Annotated in this window: 20 protein-coding genes and 1 pseudogene; 5 read left to right on the top strand and 16 right to left on the bottom strand. The window is 35.4% G+C overall.

Annotated elements, in window-relative coordinates; genetic code table 11:
• Nucleotides 1-73: 73 nt before the first annotated feature.
• The 11 genes and pseudogenes from IPI65_11170 to IPI65_11120 all read right to left on the bottom strand — a co-directional run bounded on the left by IPI65_11170 (nt 74) and on the right by IPI65_11120 (nt 10,847).
• Complete coding sequence (locus tag IPI65_11170) at nt 74-1,621, bottom strand: TonB-dependent receptor plug domain-containing protein (protein ID MBK7442072.1); 1,548 nt, start codon at nt 1,619-1,621, stop codon at nt 74-76.
• 26 nt (nt 1,622-1,647) lie between these two features.
• On the bottom strand, nt 1,648-2,079 hold the full coding sequence (locus IPI65_11165) for a PepSY-like domain-containing protein (GenBank protein ID MBK7442071.1): 432 nt from the start codon (nt 2,077-2,079) through the stop codon (nt 1,648-1,650).
• A gap of 33 nt (nt 2,080-2,112) precedes the next feature.
• Entirely contained in the window at nt 2,113-3,420 is a 1,308-nt protein-coding gene (locus tag IPI65_11160) for a hypothetical protein (protein ID MBK7442070.1), read from the bottom strand.
• A 64-nt stretch (nt 3,421-3,484) separates the two neighbouring features.
• A complete protein-coding gene (locus tag IPI65_11155; protein ID MBK7442069.1) occupies nt 3,485-3,955 on the bottom strand; it encodes a PepSY-like domain-containing protein in 471 nt (156 codons plus the stop codon).
• A gap of 33 nt (nt 3,956-3,988) precedes the next feature.
• Nucleotides 3,989-4,492, bottom strand: coding sequence for a PepSY-like domain-containing protein (locus IPI65_11150; GenBank protein ID MBK7442068.1), 504 nt, complete (start codon nt 4,490-4,492; stop codon nt 3,989-3,991).
• A gap of 89 nt (nt 4,493-4,581) precedes the next feature.
• Nucleotides 4,582-5,829: a HAMP domain-containing histidine kinase gene (locus IPI65_11145; protein ID MBK7442067.1), complete on the bottom strand. Its 1,248-nt coding sequence runs from the start codon at nt 5,827-5,829 to the stop codon at nt 4,582-4,584.
• Between the two features lie 3 nt (nt 5,830-5,832).
• The gene (locus IPI65_11140) at nt 5,833-6,522 is read right to left on the bottom strand and encodes a response regulator transcription factor (protein ID MBK7442066.1); all 690 of its coding nucleotides are present in this window, start codon (nt 6,520-6,522) and stop codon (nt 5,833-5,835) included.
• Between the two features lie 24 nt (nt 6,523-6,546).
• Entirely contained in the window at nt 6,547-7,299 is a 753-nt protein-coding gene (locus tag IPI65_11135) for a hypothetical protein (GenBank protein ID MBK7442065.1), read from the bottom strand.
• Nucleotides 7,300-7,663: 364 nt separating this feature from the next.
• Nucleotides 7,664-7,897 carry a 4a-hydroxytetrahydrobiopterin dehydratase gene (locus IPI65_11130; GenBank protein ID MBK7442064.1) on the bottom strand — a complete coding sequence of 78 codons (234 nt, stop codon included), beginning with the start codon at nt 7,895-7,897 and terminating at the stop codon, nt 7,664-7,666.
• Between the two features lie 1,050 nt (nt 7,898-8,947).
• Nucleotides 8,948-10,374, bottom strand: a pseudogene (pyk, locus tag IPI65_11125) (pyruvate kinase).
• Nucleotides 10,375-10,406: 32 nt separating this feature from the next.
• Complete coding sequence (locus IPI65_11120) at nt 10,407-10,847, bottom strand: IPExxxVDY family protein (protein MBK7442063.1); 441 nt, start codon at nt 10,845-10,847, stop codon at nt 10,407-10,409.
• Nucleotides 10,848-10,988: 141 nt separating this feature from the next.
• On the opposite strand from IPI65_11120, the gene IPI65_11115 reads away from it, so the two are divergent.
• From IPI65_11115 to rnc, 3 genes are read left to right on the top strand one after another with little or no spacing between them, the layout of a single operon-like run.
• Nucleotides 10,989-11,225 carry an acyl carrier protein gene (locus IPI65_11115; GenBank protein MBK7442062.1) on the top strand — a complete coding sequence of 79 codons (237 nt, stop codon included), beginning with the start codon at nt 10,989-10,991 and terminating at the stop codon, nt 11,223-11,225.
• 14 nt (nt 11,226-11,239) lie between these two features.
• The gene (fabF, locus tag IPI65_11110; protein ID MBK7442061.1) at nt 11,240-12,493 is read left to right on the top strand and encodes a beta-ketoacyl-ACP synthase II; all 1,254 of its coding nucleotides are present in this window, start codon (nt 11,240-11,242) and stop codon (nt 12,491-12,493) included.
• Between the two features lie 4 nt (nt 12,494-12,497).
• Nucleotides 12,498-13,223 (top strand): ribonuclease III, encoded by a 726-nt coding sequence (gene rnc, locus IPI65_11105; GenBank protein ID MBK7442060.1) that lies wholly within the window; start codon nt 12,498-12,500, stop codon nt 13,221-13,223.
• 95 nt (nt 13,224-13,318) lie between these two features.
• Here rnc and IPI65_11100 read toward each other — a convergent pair whose 3' ends face one another.
• The 5 genes from IPI65_11100 to IPI65_11080 form a co-directional block, all read right to left on the bottom strand.
• Complete coding sequence (locus IPI65_11100) at nt 13,319-13,789, bottom strand: energy transducer TonB (protein ID MBK7442059.1); 471 nt, start codon at nt 13,787-13,789, stop codon at nt 13,319-13,321.
• A gap of 10 nt (nt 13,790-13,799) precedes the next feature.
• Entirely contained in the window at nt 13,800-14,177 is a 378-nt protein-coding gene (locus IPI65_11095; protein ID MBK7442058.1) for a hypothetical protein, read from the bottom strand.
• Nucleotides 14,178-14,182: 5 nt separating this feature from the next.
• Nucleotides 14,183-14,704: a biopolymer transporter ExbD gene (locus IPI65_11090; GenBank protein ID MBK7442057.1), complete on the bottom strand. Its 522-nt coding sequence runs from the start codon at nt 14,702-14,704 to the stop codon at nt 14,183-14,185.
• A 104-nt stretch (nt 14,705-14,808) separates the two neighbouring features.
• Entirely contained in the window at nt 14,809-16,101 is a 1,293-nt protein-coding gene (locus IPI65_11085) for an efflux RND transporter periplasmic adaptor subunit (GenBank protein ID MBK7442056.1), read from the bottom strand.
• 10 nt (nt 16,102-16,111) lie between these two features.
• Nucleotides 16,112-17,452: a TolC family protein gene (locus tag IPI65_11080; GenBank protein MBK7442055.1), complete on the bottom strand. Its 1,341-nt coding sequence runs from the start codon at nt 17,450-17,452 to the stop codon at nt 16,112-16,114.
• 68 nt (nt 17,453-17,520) lie between these two features.
• Here IPI65_11080 and IPI65_11075 point away from each other — a divergent pair, with 68 nt between their 5' ends.
• Together IPI65_11075 and IPI65_11070 are read left to right on the top strand one after the other, a co-directional pair.
• On the top strand, nt 17,521-17,667 hold the full coding sequence (locus IPI65_11075; protein ID MBK7442054.1) for a hypothetical protein: 147 nt from the start codon (nt 17,521-17,523) through the stop codon (nt 17,665-17,667).
• On the top strand, nt 17,658-18,101 hold the full coding sequence (locus tag IPI65_11070; GenBank protein MBK7442053.1) for a nucleoside deaminase: 444 nt from the start codon (nt 17,658-17,660) through the stop codon (nt 18,099-18,101). The genes IPI65_11075 and IPI65_11070 overlap by 10 nt, the downstream gene beginning before the upstream one ends.
• Nucleotides 18,102-18,198 lie beyond the last annotated feature (97 nt).

Below are 18,198 nucleotides of genomic sequence, written 5' to 3'. Positions count from 1 at the left end.
TTGTTGCTATAAAGTTTATGAAAATTCCATTCCAACGTGCCACCAGTCGATTTTTCAATTGCAAATTGGTTAATTAAGTTATAAATAGAATCATTTTCAATTTCACCAAAAGTAAAAGCATTTGGCTGATTATAGCCGGTACTGCATTTACACGGATTGAAAAGTTGTTGTTCAGATAATAAAGTAATGCAATTGAAGGTAATAAAAGCGGGGTTTCATTGTGGGGCTTATCTATACGTAACCCGGTTTCCATGCTGAATTTGTTTTTAAAATGCAAGCTATATTGTGCAAATGAACTTACTGTGCTGTTTTGTTCATTTTCTATTACCTGCAATGAGTCGAATAGTAGATTTTTAAAATCAGTGTAGCTAAAATTGGCCCCGATTATAAAAGTTTGAGGCCCCTTATAGATAGCATAATATATTTCCGAATAGGCTTTTAATGTAACACCTTCAAAATGAAAATTTGAGGAAGTATCATTGATTGCAAAATTGTTAACGTTACCTTTTAATGACAAAATATTCGCCTGCTTATTTTTGTACTCAAATAAAAAATCTGCCGCCTGAGCATTCGTTTTAACATGTGTAAAATATTTGTGTATAGCATCCTCTTTGTTGTCCAATACGCGCATATCACCTCCAAATCTATCACTTGAATTGGCTGCTATGCTCAATTTAATTTTTGTCCCGGGCTTTGGATAATAAAATATTTGAGGGTGTATTAAAAATGAAGTTTCATCCGGCAGGTCAGATAAGAAATCATTATTTAAATCTATTCTTTTTTGCAAATTATAACCTGAAAATAATGTAAAGCCCAATTTATTTTTTTTACCTGAAAAATAGGAGTTTAAATTAGTTTCCTTTAGCGTTGTTTCATTAATCATAAATACTGTTTCACTAGAATCCACCGGCTCCTTGCTGACAAAATTTACTAAACCTGCAATCGCTCCACCCCCATTTAAAGTAGATGCAGGACCTTTTACAATTTCAATTTGTTTTAAATCGAGTGGTGGAATACTGAGTATTGAAAACCCTGAAGAAATGTCAGAATATACAGGCATTCCATCTTTAAGCAATAGCATATATCTACCGGGCAGTCCTTGCATTCTGATAACGGCTTCACTGGTAACCGGAGAGATATTTTGAATTTGAACAGATGAAACATCACCAAGGATACTGGCAACATTATCAGGTTTTATTGAGCTTTCTTCATTTAATTCTTCAGTACCAATTACCTCAATTTTTAGTGGAGTTTCTTCTATTCGCGCGCCAGTTTTTGAAGTTGTTATTACTACCTCATTAAGTAACTCTTCTTCAGGCAAAAGGTTAATAATTATTGTTGTAGTGTCAGTCAAAGGTAAATTTAAAACAATAATTTGCTCCTGATAACTAATAAAAGTAATTATAATTTCCACATCGCCATTCATTAAATTAGTTAATTGGATAAATCCATTTACATCGCTAATGGCACCTTCACCTGTTTTCAAATCCATGGCAGATGCACCTACTAATGTTTCTTTTGAGGTCCCGTCAACCACCTTCAACTTTACATTGTTTTGAGCGAAACCAAATTGTAATAAACCAATAAAAGTAAAAGTCAATACCGTAAAATATTTAATCATATTAATGATATTTATTTATCACAAAATTACTCGCTTTTTTCTAATATGTTTCCAGTTTCGTTAAACATGATTTCCAGCTTCTTAGCTCTTTTGGTAATTATCACCTCATAACTTAATCCTTTATCTGCTGTTTCAATTGATTCTATACTTTTAATTTGATATCCTGAATATTGTACATTTATTGTCTTAACTATTTCGGCTGGAGCGTTTTTAGGCTCTATCACAACCTCAGTTTCCACCCAGTCACCGCGGTTATCAAAATTTGCCGACATATTTATGTTATTAATTGAAAATTCCGCTTCATATTCCGATTTATTTTCTTTGCCCCAACTTACATTTTGAGCATTGCCATATTTAGCTTCAAATGAAAGCAAAACTGCTTCAGGAACTTCAGTTCTGCATGACTGCAAAATACATATTGTAAATAAAATGGCGGTTGTAATAGCTATTTTTTTCATAAATCAATTTTAAATGAATGATCAATTTTTTTTTCAATCCGGTGCTTCCCCACCGGCTGTTGCATTAATTATTTCAGGATCAATTGTAACTCCACCTTCGTATCTAGGGTTAACTACATTATTAAATCGAGCCCCAAATACATAAGTTATTCCAATATTTACTCCATAACTGTAATTGGATAAAATTTCCTTTTGATGTAAAACAATTTGCTCAGGTGTTAGCGCAATTTTAGCAATAGATAACTGATTATTTATTAGCGAAACATTGCCAGAAACATTAAAGAAAAGTCCCGTTGCCAATTTTATATTCATTGACCCAACAAAATCAAGTCTAAAAGCTTTTGGGTGATTTAAAAAGTTAGCAGCTGTAAAAGTTCCCGACATATTTCCCCATGGTTTTATTTGGGTGAGCGTTACATCAAAAATTGAATTCAATAATAATTCTTGTGTTTTATTATACAAAGTTGAATCAGTATAAAAATTAAAAAGTGGTTGAAACCGGTATTTAAATGTAAACAAATGCTCCACCGACTCATTATATGGAAAAATATTATATTCAATACCTGGAGCTGCTGAAAATTGTGATTTAATATTACTGTATGTTGAAGCATAGTAAGCGGGCTCAAATCCTAATGACCAATGGTTATTTAAACTATAAACCAACAAGGCATGTAAATTTTTAATTATTGTGTTTCCCTTGTAAGAATAAGTTGGAGTTTGAAATCTATTATTACTTTCGCTTATATCAGCTGTAAAACGTTCTTTCCAGGTGTCGGTTATGCGGGCTGCACTAAAGCTGGCACTTCCATCAAAAATGTCAGTGGTTTGGTCGCCTGTCAAATTTCCATTTAATTGTGTTGTATAAACCCAATAATTATATTTATCCTTACTTTGTATTGCAGTTTTTTCATTATTCAGATAATTTATTGAAATAAATTCTTGTTGCCCATTTTCAGCTAAGTATGGCAGTAATCCAATTGATAGCGTATTTATTAATTCATCTCTTGATTTGCGATTTGTATTTTCAATACTTGAGGTATAATGTAAAGTATCTGTTTTGCCAATAAATTTACCATAGCCAATAAAGTATATCGTGTATAAGTTACCTCCGGAAGCTGTTGATTGAGTAGTAATTAAAACATGAATATCTGCCAATTGCCTGTCGCGAACATAATCGACATACCACACTTTCACCTTCATGTAGTCCTGCCAATCTGGAATACCATCCAAATAAACTTGTAAATACGGTGTGTTTTCTGAGTTATTACTAACAAGTGTTTGAGCAGCTAAAGGTTGAGTAAAACACATATGTATCAGTAAACCAGCAATTATTTTTTTCATATATAATTTTAGTTTTTAAAAAAATGAGCAAAGCTTAAGCTCCGCCCACTTTTTTTAGTCATAATCAATCACCCTCCACCATTTTGATGAAATTTCCCGCTGAATCAAATAATACATCATAAAATGTATCTACTTTACCAATTTCAGCTTCGTAAATTATTACACCCTTATCATTCGTTATTTTTGCCGCATTGGTAAAGAAGTAATCCGGGTATTTCTCTTCAATATAAACTAAAATATTTGCGGGAATTTCCTTTTTAACAATGGCAATTTCTACTTCTTTTTTATGACCTGTTTTATCATAAGTTGCACTAGCATCACTGCCATTTAGCTTAAATTCGGCTTCATATTCCCCATTTTCCTGATCCCAACTTACGTTTTTAATTCCGTGAAACTCCTTTTTAAATGCATTTTCTACAACTTCAGGAACTTCAACCCCTTCTTCTGAGTCACTTTCATCTTTATTTTTTTCATTCTGACCAAATAGTGTTGAGCTGAAAACACCTAACAACACGACAAACATGATTTTTTTCATAAAAGTTATTTTTTGATTGTTAATTTATTTAAATTAGTCTGGAAGTTCAACACACAAATCAATTTGATCAATTAAATTTGCATTTACATCGTAAATTAAATCGTAGTGCGCATCTGTTTTTTCAACTTCTGCTTCGTATTTTGTACTAACAAGCTTAAGGTCTTCAATTTTAGCAGCACTTTTTATGGTGTAACTACCAAAGTTTGCCGCTATAACACTTGCAACATTTGACGGCAAGTCAGCTATTCCAATTTCTGTTTCGATTTGAAGCCGCTCCGCACCAGCAGAATAAATTATAGTAGCTTTAACACTTCCCATTAAAATGGATGCCTCATAGTCAGGTTCTTCCAAATACCATTGTGCGTCAATGGCAGGATACTGAAAGTGGAAGCTGTCTCTTACAGCTATTGGCACCGTTGTAGAATCTATTGCATTTGCAGTTTCACTTGCAACACCACAAGTTGTAGATTTTTTACAACTTGCAAAGTCAGCGATGAATACTCCGCCCACTAAAATTAAACAAAATGTTTTATTCATAATCAATATTTTTTATGATACAAACATCGCTAGTGAACCTTTAGAAAAACTTAAGAGCAAAAATAAATTTCAACTAAAGTGTGTTATTTTCATAAAAATGCAATAGAAAATTTATGCACGTTACGCTCAAAGGCATAATTTAGTTTAAAGGAATACAGTTCGCAAATTTGTTTAACAATAGCCAACCCTAAGCCCGTGGCGTCTTCATTTGTGCTATTCGAGTAGAAACGGTCAAAAATCCTTTTATCCTCCAATCTTACCAGGCCAGGATTTGTTATTTCAAGTGCAGATGCCGATAACTTTATAGCTATTACCGAGTCTGCTGTAGTGTATTTAATTGCATTTGAAAGTAAATTATTTACCAGTATACTGGCCAATACAACGTTCATAAATACCATACATGCTTCTTCCACTGGGAAATGAATAGAAATATTTCGCGACGGCAGGAAGTCAGTAAGTTCACTTATTTTTTCTTGTATAATTTTTCCAAAATTTACCTGCTCAGATTTCAAAAATTGATTACTTTCAATTTTTGTAAGCAGTAATAATTGTTTATTAATTTTACTCAACTTGATTATGCTGCTACTCATTTCATCCAACATTTTAAACTGCTCTGGTAGCAGGTTTTTATATTGCAGTAAAATTTCAATCTTGCTTTGGATAACGGCTAAAGGGGTTTGCAATTCATGTGATGCATTTTGGGTAAATGCTTGAAGTGCTTCAAACTCATTACTTAGTCTAGTATGCATATCATAAAATGACTGATTTAGCATTCCAAACTCATGTATATCACTACTATGCAATTGAATATCTTTGGTAAAACCGGGCTTGTATTTATCCATTTCTTCGAGCGTGTAAAAGAAATGGGCAAATAGTTTTTTATTAAAATAGCCCATAGCAAAATAAAGCAAAAGCAGCTGCAAAATGGCTATCAATACTGTTATCCATGCTATTGTAAAAATGAGGTCCTTTTTTTCAAATAAGGTTTTGGAAATAGTAATCGCGTAAATGCCGAATTGGTTTTGGAGGGCAAAACACAATTGACGATGTGGTTCATATTCCTCTTCTCTATCATTGTAAAGTAAGGTATCTGTTAAATATTCGGGAAACAAAGCTGGGGCAGGTTTTATGAAAATATTAGGATGTATAACATCAGTACTAATTAAGTTACCGTTGAGTAAATTGGATTCGAGTTGTTGTTTTTCCTGCTGGAGTTGCTCTGTTAGTTGATTATCTAAAATGTTTTCAAGAATAAAGTAAAATATTACCCCTCCTGCTAATAAAACACCAAATGAAATTAACAGAAACCGAAAGTTAATGGCATGTAATAGTTTCATAACTTATGCCGGTTTATTTTCATCAGTAAATTTATATCCTACACCATAAACGGATGTAATATAATCGAGCCCTCCAGCGTCTACAATTTTCTTCCTAAGGTTACTCAGATGCGTGTAAATAAAATCGAAATTATCAGCCATGTCAATATTATCACCCCATAAATGTTCTGCAATAATAGTTTTTTTAAGCACCCTATTTTTATTGGCAATAAAGAAAATGAGCAAGGCATATTCTTTTTTCGTAAGCACTAAATCATTATTATTTACCTTAACCGCATATTGTTCGGGAAAAATTTTAATTTCATTAAACACAATTTCATTAAGGGAATCAAACTGGCGTCGTCGTATTAGGGATTTAATTCTTGCGTTCATTTCCGCCAAATGAAATGGTTTGGACAAATAATCATCAGCACCTAATTCTAGTCCCAAAACCTTATCATCTATGGCATTTTTAGCAGAAATGATAATAATACCTGTAGTTGGTTGTATTTTTTTTATTTCTTTAATGAGCTCCAGTCCATTACCATCGGGCAAACCTATATCTATTAATATACAATCATACAGGTAAATATCCACCTTTTGGCGAGCAATAAACAATTCCTTTACTATTTCACAAATATAGCCTTCACTTTTTAGATACGCTTGAATTGCGCTTGCTAACAATTTTTCATCTTCAACAATAAGGATTTTCATATTTTGAGAGAAATTTTAGTCGAATTAACCTTTTATTTGTAGTTTCCACTTCACTCTTAAATGAGCAACTACAATTAAAACTAATAGGATTGTGGCAGCAGCTAGTGTTGCATTCAAAGTACCTAAGGCCATCCCGCCTTTTGATTGAGGCTTTGTTAATAAATCACCAAAAGTAGCGCCAAATGGCCTTGTAAAAATAAACGCAATCCAAAAAAGTAAAATATGATTCACTTTACTAAAATTATGTAAAATATAAACAAATAAAATTATACATGCAGTTATTATCGCGCCTTGAACATAACTTAATCCTAAATAATCACCCAGAAAATCCCCAAAAGCAGTTCCTAAACTATTTGAGAATAGAACCACAATCCAGAAATAGCACTCTTTGATTTTATCTGTAATTGGAAAAACAGCAAGAGATTGATACTTTTTAAACCATCCTAATAACGATAATAACAATAATAAAAGTAGCAAAAAACTGCCTAAGGTATAACCAAGATGTAATGTGCGATCCAAAAAATCGGAAATTTCGGTTCCAAGTGTCGTTGTTGAAATTATAACAAACCAAAAAACTATCGGAATATATTGATTAAGTCTAACCTGGACTGCTGCAACTACCAAAAAAATAATAAGTGTTATAAATAAACTATTTAAATAACCCAGGTTTAGAGTCATAGACAAATAATCTCCTAAAGTTTCTCCTAGTGTTGTAGAAACAACCTTCATCAGCCAAAACAGTAGAGTAATTTCAGCTATCTTATTTTTCTTATCCATCGTATAAAATATTTCTCAAAAATAGCCCTACAATTCTTAAGATATTCTTAAGTTTAGCATAAATTAAAATAATTTAACTTAGATTCAATATTAAACATACTAGTTCTAAAATGTAGCAAACCATAAATAATTTTTAAGAACGTTTCACTTTTATTAATTGCACAAATCCAAGTTGAAATATATTTTAAAAGTTAATATAAAAGACAGTTATTAAAATAACTAGGATTACTTGGCAAAAGCTAAATAATTTAATCAGTTTAATTTAAAAAACGCATTTATTTCATGAATCTAAATTAATTTTTATTCTGAAATAGAATTACTTTAATTCAATTTTGGAAGTAATAAAAATAATTAGGGTATTATATTACGCCAAAAGCTTGTCAATCGCCGCCGCCAGTTTCCTGTCCTTTTCGGTAACTACGTCTCCCGCATCATGTGTATTTAAATTTATAGTAACAGTATTGTACACATTACTCCAGTTAGGATGATGATCCTGTTTTTCTGCCAATAACGCTACACGTGTCATAAATGCAAATGCGTCAATAAAATTGGCGAATTTGAATGTTTTTGAGAGGGTGTTATTTGCTTCTTTCCACATAATTTAAGTATTAGTTACTAAGTTACGGTTTTTTTGCCGGAAAAGTGATGTTGGATGAGTGATGAGTGATGAGTGGTAACTACAAACAATGAAATCGTGAATTATTCATGTTCAATTTTGGAATAATGAAATATTATAAAATTAATTTCCTCTTTTCGAGTAACCACACAATACTCATTTAATTCCTATTTAACAGCCGAAACCACGGAGAACACCGAGGGAACAGCCCACAGAGGAAACATAAAGGAATTTTTCGAAAAAATTTAATTGCAAAATTTATTGAAAATTAATCACTATAAATATCAATTTTAGCCGAAATTCTCCGTGAACTTTGTGTGCATTTTCTCTGTGGCCTCCGTGGTTCCGGCTGTTTAAATAAATGCCTATTTTAGAAAAAAGGGGAAGTAATAAATATAATTCCCTCTTTTCGAGTAACCACACAATACTCATTTAATTCCTATTTAACAGCCGAAACCACCGAGAACACCAAGGGAACAGCCCACAGAGGAAACACAGAGGAATTTTTCGAAAAAATTTAATTACAAAATTTATTGAAAATTAATCACTATAAATATCATTTTTAGCCGAAATTCTCAGTGAACTTTGTGTGCATTTTCTCTGGGGCCTCCGTGGTTCCGGCTGTTTAAATAAATGCCTATTTGAGAAAAAAGGGGGAGTTATAAACATAATTTTCTCCTTTCGAATCCCTCATCCCTCATAAAATGAGTTGTCCGCCGAAGCGGACATGAGTAATGAATAATGAGTGATGACTGCTAAACTGTTAATGTATCGATACTATTATAATTTTTATACAAGCGGTTAATTAATTAAACCACAATACCTCCCATCTAAACGAACAGCCAAAACCACGAAGAAACGAAGGCCGCAAAGTAACGCTAAGTAAATTGTATTAAAATCTTAGTGCAACTTTGCGGCCTTTGAGCCTTTGCGGTTCCGGCTGTTATGAAAATTTTAATTTACGAATAATGTAAAATAAATAAACATAATTCCCTCAATAACAAAAACCACTCATCCCTCATCACTCATCCCTCATTGTATCACACTTATCTTCAAGGTATTCGTTCTTGCCATTTCCTTAACAGGCATGGTACCTAAATTAATTACCACATCATCTTTTTTCAAATAGCCGATATGTGCAAGATGTTGTTGCACTTCTTTAAATGTATTATTTGTGCCGCGCATGCCATCGTAATAAAATGCGGTAACGCCCCATAATAAATTTAAGATGTTTACTACTTCTTCATTATTTGTAAACACATAAATTTTTGCTTTCGGTCTGCAACTGGAAACCATAAATGCGGTGTAACCTGTTTTGGTCATCCCCATTATGGCAGCAGCATGCACTTCTTCGGCGATATTACATGCATTAAAACAAATGGCATCACTCAAATATGTTTTTGAATTTTTATCCGGCTGATGTCTGCGATTGAAAACGATTTCTTCTTTTTCTGCTTGTTCAATAATCCGCACCATGGTTGAAATAACTTTTACCGGATATTTTCCCGCAGCAGTTTCCGCACTTAACATTACTGCATCTGCACCATCTAATACTGCATTGGCAACATCTGTTACTTCAGCACGTGTAGGATGTGCATTTTCAATCATACTCTCCATCATTTGTGTCGCGATAATAACCGGAGTGGTTTTTTCGAGACATTTACGACAAAGGTCTTTTTGTGTAAATGGTACTAATTCAACCGGCATTTCAACACCAAGGTCGCCACGTGCTACCATTATTGCATCGGTTGCATCAATAATGCCATCAATATTTTTTAATGCTTCCGGTTTTTCAATTTTGGCAATTACCTTGGCATGTTTACCATGATGACGAATAATATTTTTTAAATGAATAATATCATCTGCTTTGCGCACAAAAGAAAGCGCAATCCAGTTTGCACCATGATCGAGTGCAAATAATAAATCAGCGTGGTCTTTTTCTGTGAGTGAAGGAATAGAAACTTGTGTATCCGGTAAATTCACTCCTTTTTTTGAAGAAATTGGTCCGCCAAAAACCACCTTCGTAATAACATGATTTTTCTGATTGGTTTCCAGTACTTTCAATTCAATTTTACCATCATCAATCAAAATAGTTTCACCAGCACGTACATCACTCGGGAAATTCGGATACGTGATGTAGGCAATTTTATTGTTGCCAATCATCGGTGAAGTGGTAAACTCGAAAGTATCGCCTTCTTTTAAAACTGTAAGCGGAAGTACTCTCCCAAACGAATTTTCGGGCCTTGTAAATCGGCAAGAATACTAACATGTGTATTTAATTCGCGGTTAGCCTGTTTTATGAGGTCGATGGTTTGTTTGTGAATTTCGTGTGTGCCATGCGAAAAATTTAATCTGAACACATCAACACCGGTGCTGATCAACTTTACGATCATTTCAAAATTATTGCTGGCCGGGCCTAAAGTGGCAATAATTTTTGTTTTGTTTCCTCCTCGTTTCATCTATTGTAATTATTTATTAAGAATATGCCTTTTTAATTTTTTTTCAAATTTTCCTCAAATATGAGGTTGTTTTTCGACTTAAGTGATTCAACATCAATAATAACTACGGCCTGAATTTGTTCAATAGCACGTATTTTTTTTACCATTTCATTTTTTCTGGGGCGATAATATTCTCCTTTCACTAAAAGCAGGTAATCGAGCTCCTTAAGCTCCGGAATGAGGCAAAATGCCCCTTGTTTGTTTTGTACAAGATGAAAAACCGACTTGGTAAGCTCCTCCTGATAGTCAAAACGCCCGTAGGCTGTTTGCACCCTGTTTTGGGGGTCGGTGATGGTCAAATCGTCGGTTTTAGCCAGTTGTTTGAATAAAACATGGTTGATAAACCAGGCCATACGGTAGTCCAGCAGGGGTGTTGCGATGCCAATGAGGATAAAATTGAATTCCGGGTCTATTTTAAGTTTTCGCTTCGCCAATTTGAAAAAAAATGATGCCTCAAAGGTAAGATACAACTATTATATTACTGCACACTTGCACAATCCATATACATTCCTTTATCTTTGCACTTTATTTTCAAACAATTCCTCCCTTTGAGGGGAGTATTAAAACCTAAAACAATGTCAGAAATTGCAGAAAAAGTAAAAAAGATCATTATCGACAAGCTTGGTGTTGACGAGAGCGAAGTAGTTCCGGAAGCCAGCTTTACCAATGATTTAGGCGCTGATTCATTAGACACAGTAGAGTTAATTATGGAATTTGAAAAAGAATTCAATATCTCTATTCCTGATGAACAGGCTGAAGGCATTACCACAGTTGGTGACGCTATTGCTTACCTCGAAGAACACGTTAAGTAATTCTTATCCTTCTTATGGCATCAAGAAGAGTTGTAGTAACCGGTTTAGGGGCATTGACCCCCCTGGGCAACTCTGTACGTGAGTATTGGGAGGGGTTGGTAGCAGGCAAGAGCGGAGCTGATTTTATCACCCGTTTTGACGCTACCAACTTCAAAACCCGCTTTGCATGTGAAGTTAAAAACTTCGACCCTACGAGCGTTATAGAGAAAAAAGAAGTGCGCCGTATGGACCCGTTTCTTCATTATGCTATTGCAGCAGTTGAAGAAGCCGTGCAGGATTCAGGAATCAAATCGGATGAAGTTAATGTTGACCGTGTAGGTGTTATCTGGGCCAGTGGTATTGGTGGTATCAAAACCTTTGAAGAAGAGGTTTTCGCCTTTGCCAAAGGTGATGGCACGCCACGATTCAACCCGTTCTTCATTCCGAAAATGATTAGTGATATCGCAGCGGGTATGATTTCCATCAGATATGGCTTCCGCGGCGTAAACTTCGCTACGGTGTCTGCCTGTGCTTCCTCTACACATTCCATTATTATCGCCGCCGACTGTATTCGTTTGGGACGCGCCGATATCATCATTTCCGGTGGTTCTGAAGCTTCTGTTACAGCGCCGGGTGTGGGTGGATTTAATGCCATGAAAGCCCTGAGTGAACGCAACGATTCGCCTCAAACCGCCTCCCGTCCATTCGATGTTGATCGCGACGGATTTGTATTGGGTGAAGGTGCCGGTGCGCTAATTCTTGAAGATTACGACCACGCTATTAAACGAGGCGCAAAAATTTATGCTGAATATATGGGCGGCGGTATGAGTGCCGATGCTTATCATATGACAGCCCCACATCCTGACGGGCTCGGTGCTCAGTTGGTTATGAAAGACGCCCTTCGCGATGCAGGAATGCAACTCGAAGAACTCGATTATATCAACGTACACGGAACATCTACCCCTATTGGCGACCCACAGGAAATTAAAGCGATACAAACTGTTTTTGGTGAGCATGCTTACAAAATGAACATCAGCTCAACCAAATCCATGACAGGTCACTTACTGGGTGCTGCAGGCGCTATTGAGGCTATTGCCAGCGTACTTGCACTCAACAATGGTATAATTCCTCCAACAATTAACCATTTTAATGATGACCCTGTATTCGATCCGAGACTTAACTTAACATTCAATAAAGCACAAACCCGTGAATTAAATGCCGTTCTGAGCAATACCTTCGGATTCGGTGGTCACAATGCTTCTGTTATATTTAAAAAGTTAAGTAGCTAATTGCTTGCTGTCGAATATCCGTAAATTTTACAACTGTAATTTGGGGCCCGAACAGGTCTTTTGCCGAAAACTGAAAAGTATTACCGGATTAGCTCCCATTAATCACAATGTATACAAACTCGCTTTTCAGCATAGTTCTATCCATAATTCAGTACATACCAACAACGAACGCCTCGAATTATTAGGCGATGCAGTGATTGATTTGGTGATTGCAGACTTCCTTTTTAAAAAATATCCGTACAAAACAGAAGGTTTCCTTACCGAAATGCGGAGTAAGATTGTCAGCCGCGAACAGTTAAACCGCGTTGCCATGAAAATTGGTTTAGGTGAGATGATGCAAATTCGTAAAGGCGGAACCGATCTTACTAAAAGCAATGTACTGGGAAATGCCCTCGAAGCCTTGGTTGGAGCAATTTATGTTGATGCGGGGTATCTCAAGGCAAGTAAGTTTTTTATGCATAAAATCCTGATTCCACACTATGAAATCGCTGAATTGGAAAGTGTTGTGATCAATTTTAAAAGCAAAATAATTGAATGGGCCCAGAAAAATGGCCGCGATATTAAATTCGACCTCATAGAAGAACACGAACTAAAAGGTAAACGCATGTATAAAATGGGTTTATTTTTAGATACCGAACTCATTGCTGAAGATATCGACTACAGTAAAAAACGCGCTGAACAAAAAGCCAGCGAAATAGGATGCCGAAAATTAGGTATCCATGAAGTGTAATTTATCTCAACCATTAACATCTTTACATAAAAAAGCCTCCCGCGAAAAGTAACGGAAGGCTTACCTGATTTGTTAACTCAATTAAAATATTCAACTTAATTTTCTAATTCAAATTTTATCGGAACGGTAGTTCTTACACGAACTTCCTGACCATTTTGTTTTCCCGGAACCCATTTTGGCATATTGGTTACAGCACGCAACGCTTCTTCATCACAACCATCACCAATACCGCGAATAACTTTTGCATCTGTTATAGCGCCATCGGTTTCAATCACAAATTCTACATATACTATTCCTGTAGTTCCCATGTGTAATGCTGCTTGCGGATAGCGTATATTTTTTTGTAAGTACTTCTGCATAGCCAAAAATCCACCATTGTATTCCGGCATTTGTTCTGCGAATTTTAATACCTCTTTAGGCTTTACAACAGGTTCGCTCACAATTACTTTTTCTTTAATAATAGGCACATCCACTTTCGGACCTTCAGTGGTAACTTTGTCGATTATTTTTCCTTTTAAATCATCAATTGTAGGCACATCGTCAACAATAACTTTATCGTCAACCACCGGTTTAAATTCAAGAAATTTTTTGAGTGGCCATCGGAATTACTTCTTGTGGAATCGGTTTTGGCAATTCTAATTTTGGTAATTCAACTTTAGTGATATCTAGCGGTACCATAGGGCAGTCTATTATATCATCCAAATCATTTGCTACAACTTTTTTATTATTCAAACTAAAAGCTGTTACAACTGAGGTTAATAAAATACCCACAAACAAAGCAATAGCAAGGTGGCGGGATGATGAATCGCGGCGTAATTGATATGCACCGTAAGCCTGGTTTCTGTTTTCAAATACCATATCATCGATACTGGCATTAGAATAATTTTTTAAAGTGTTCATAGCAGTGAATTTAGAATTGTGATGAAAGTGTAGCCGTTTTTCCATAATCATCATTAAAATTATTTTTGGATTCCTGCTAAGGCGGCTTTTTCTTCCTCAGTTAATTCCTGAATGGCATAGGTTGGCACTTTAGTGGTGGTCATTTCATCAAGCAATTGCACCATATCGTCATAATCTGCTGCATCACTTAATTTTATTAAACATATTAATCCTTTATCCGGATCCGCTGCCTGTTGTTGCGCTATACGTTGTATTAATAATGAACGCAAACTATTTTGATTGTAATTTATGGACACCAAATTGTCAGGCTTTTCACCATTATAATAATAGAGCTGATTATTTTTATCAGCAATAATGGTCATCGTTCTGCTTTTTGAAATTGGCATTGGATTTTCCGGAATTGCCGGCATATTCAAATCCATTGCATAATTTTTTTCCAAAACCGTGGTGAGCATAAAAAATGAAATCAGCAAAAATGCTAAGTCCACCATGGGAGTCATGTCGACAAAAATTGGTTTGCGTGTTGTGCGGCTGTTGTGTTTACCAACTGCGGCTGAACGGGAAGTTTCTACATGTGCCATAACAATGAGTTTTACTGTTATGGTACTGTTTTACGGCGGTTTCCATAAATGGTTTTATGGAAACCGTAAATATGAGATTAGCATGACGATTGTGGGGCAGCGGTTTATTCCTTCACTGCCGCTTCTTTCTCTTCAACTTTAATTAAATCACCATCCTTCAACACATTGGTAATGGTATTGTAAGGACCGGAAATAATTTTATCACCGTCGTTAAGTCCTGATTTAATTTCAATAAAATTATCGTCCTGCAAACCGGAAGTTACAATTACTTCTTTTGCTTTATCACCATCGGCGATATAAACAATTTCATTTATTTTTTTATCCTTATTGGTATCGGTGGTATCTTCTCTCGTTGTGATTGCCTGAATAGGAATAGATAATACATTTCTTGCAACATCGGTTTTAATTTCAACCGTTGCACTCATACCCGGGTAAAATGGATATTTACCGGCACTTTCTTTCATTAAATCGGCATACGATTCAGGTAATAAATAAATTTTTACTTTAAAATTAGTAGCCTGGTCAGACACAGCACTTAAAATACTTCCACTTCCTGCAGAGTTGGCGATTTGAAATACCACACCTTTAAATTTGCGATTTAAATAAGCATCAACTTCAATATCTGCAGTGTCACCTACATCAATTCTTAATACATCATTTTCACTAACATCTACCTGAATTTCCATTTGTGTTAAATCGGCAATACTCATTAACTGGTCACCGGTCATTTGAATAGTCCCCAATACTTTTTCGCCTTTCTTTTTATTTAATCCCACCACAGTTCCATTAGCAGGAGCATATATCGATGTACGTTTATAATTATTACGCATTTCACGCAACATCGCTTCACTACTTTTTACAGTATACTCCATTGCAGTTACACTTTCCTGTGCAATACCATATTCTGCTCTCGCCGTTTCATAAGCCAATTGCGATTGCTCGTATTCCATTTGAGAAATCACTTTATCTTTTAATAATTGTGTATTGCGGTCGAATGAAATTTTTGCGTTGTCGAATTGTAATTTAGATTGTAATACACGAGCTCTTGCGCTTGATAATTGTGCTTTTGTATTATCTAAACCTGCTTGTGCCTGCTCAACCTGACTTTCATATAAATCGGGATTTATGCGCATTAATAAATCACCTTCTTTCACCTTGTCACCTTCTTTTACCGGCAACTCCACAATTTCTCCAGAAATTTCGGCAGAAATACTCACTTGTGTTACCGGATAAATTTTACCACTTGCAGTAACAGTTTCTACAATATTCCTTTTTTCAACAACATCAGAGGTTACCATTGTTTTTGCTCCGCCATTAAACCAACCCTGTTTAGAGCCGAGTACTAACACGATGATCAATAGAACTACAATTATTCCTAAAATTTTTAACGAGCGCATATTTGTTTATTTAAAAGTCTAAAGGTTTATCAAGGTAATAATCAATAATTTTTGCCTTGAAAATCAAATCATATTTTGCCTGCACTAAAGATGATTCTGCTTGGGCTTTCATATTTATTGCATTGGTATATTCAAATGAAGAAGCAGTGCCCATATTGAATTTTTTTTCAGCAAATTCAAATGCGCTCACTGCTGCAGCCATATTTTTTTCTGCTGCTGCATAACTTGCAATGGCTGCTTTTAAATCATTAATTGCCTGCGTTACGTTTTGACGCATGGTATTAACGGCAATTTGCTGATTCAATTGGGTATTAATTAAAGTAAGGTCGGCATTTTGTTTGTTCAACATCACCTGACCATTATTGAAAATCGGAATTTGTAATGAAATACCTACCACCTCACTCAGGTTATTATTTATTTGTGTTCCGTAAGGGTCGGCTTCATTAATTATTGGCGGATAAGTTGCACTGGAATAATTAGTTCCAACCTGACCAACTAAACTCAATGTTGGCATAGCACCTGCGCCGGCAATTTTTTTATTGAGTTCATCACTCATTAACTGATACTCATATTTTTTTATACTTGCTTTATTTGCAATAGCATAATTAGCAACGGTTAATGCATCAGGCACCGGAGCATTTAAAATATATTCCAGTTTAGCAACATCAGGATAAGCGATGCGGATATTTTCAGTTACATCCATCTGCAACAATAATTTTAAATCGAGATAAGTTTTATCCACCTGATTTTGCGCTTGAATCTGATTTAATTCATCCTGCGCTAATTGTGCTTCAATAGTAAGTAAATTGCCTTCGGGAATACTGCCTGCCTGAGCAAGTTTTTTTGAATTGTTTAATTGCAGTTGTGTAGTACTTATTTTTTGGTCTGCAATTTTTAATTGTTCTTCTGCAAACATTACTGCGAGGTAAGCAACAATTACCTGAAACTGCACATTTTCTACAGCTTCTTTATAATTCATTCCTGCAACCTGTAAATCGGTTTTACTTTTTTTAATGGTATTGCTGATGCTGCCGCCGCTGAATAAATTCATTGATGACGAAGCCTGAAAACCATTGTTCTGAAAACTGTTGGCAAGCGGTAAGTTGGTTACCGGATCAACCGTATATCCAAAATTCCAGAAATACGAACTTCCGAGGTTAAGATTAGGCAACAATAACAAACGACTTTGATTGGCAGCTTTTTCAGAAAATTCAACACCGGCAGCACCTTGTTTGAGTTGAAGGTTATAGTCGGTTGCCCTGTTGATAGCGTCCTGTAGCGAAATGGTAGTTTGAGCAAAAACACCGGTTGAAACTGCAACTAAAATGGCAATGATGGAAAATTTTCTCATGACGGGTTAAAATTAATTCAAAAAAGACGAGCCTTTTAAAGTTTTAGATAAATTAAGACTTTTTAAGGATGAATGAAGGAAATGAGTTAAAAGTTACAGGACGTTTAGGGTTTATGAAAATTGGGTTTAGATATCGATTTAGCGATAAAAATGAAAAGTTAACGAAAATTATGGCTGTTTTAGCACAAGCCCTTACCTTTATGCCATGGGAATAATTAAGGATCCGGATGCATTTTTTATGGAAGAGGCCCTAAAAATGGCGGAAAAGGCCCTGCAGGAAGACGAGGTGCCGATTGGGGCAGTTATAGTGGCGGGGCATCAGATAATTGCCAAAGCCCACAATTTAGTGGAAAGGCTGTCAGATCCCACTGCACATGCTGAAATGCAGGCAATAACCTCCGCTTGTAACCATTTTAACGCAAAATACCTACCCGACTGCACCCTTTATGTAACGCTGGAGCCTTGCCCCATGTGCGCTGCAGCCAGTTATTGGGCTCAGGTAGGTCGCATCGTTTATGGCGCCTCCGACCCGAAAATGGGTTTTACGCGACATGAACATATTCTTCACCCCAAAACAATAGTGCAACAAGGTATTGGGGCCGAACATGCACAAAGTTTGCTCAAGAAATTTTTTATTGGCAAACGCTGAAGTAAATTAATTTTTCTTTAAACGAACCTGATTTTTTAATTGCTGTTTTATCTTTATCGCTTCTGTTGTAAATGCAACGAAGATTAACAAATTTCTA

This window comes from Bacteroidota bacterium (assembly GCA_016706255.1).
In the GTDB taxonomy this organism is placed as follows: Bacteria; Bacteroidota; Bacteroidia; order Chitinophagales; family BACL12; genus UBA7236.
Note: the sequence above shows the minus strand (reverse complement) of the source record. Positions and strands in the feature narration are given on the sequence as shown.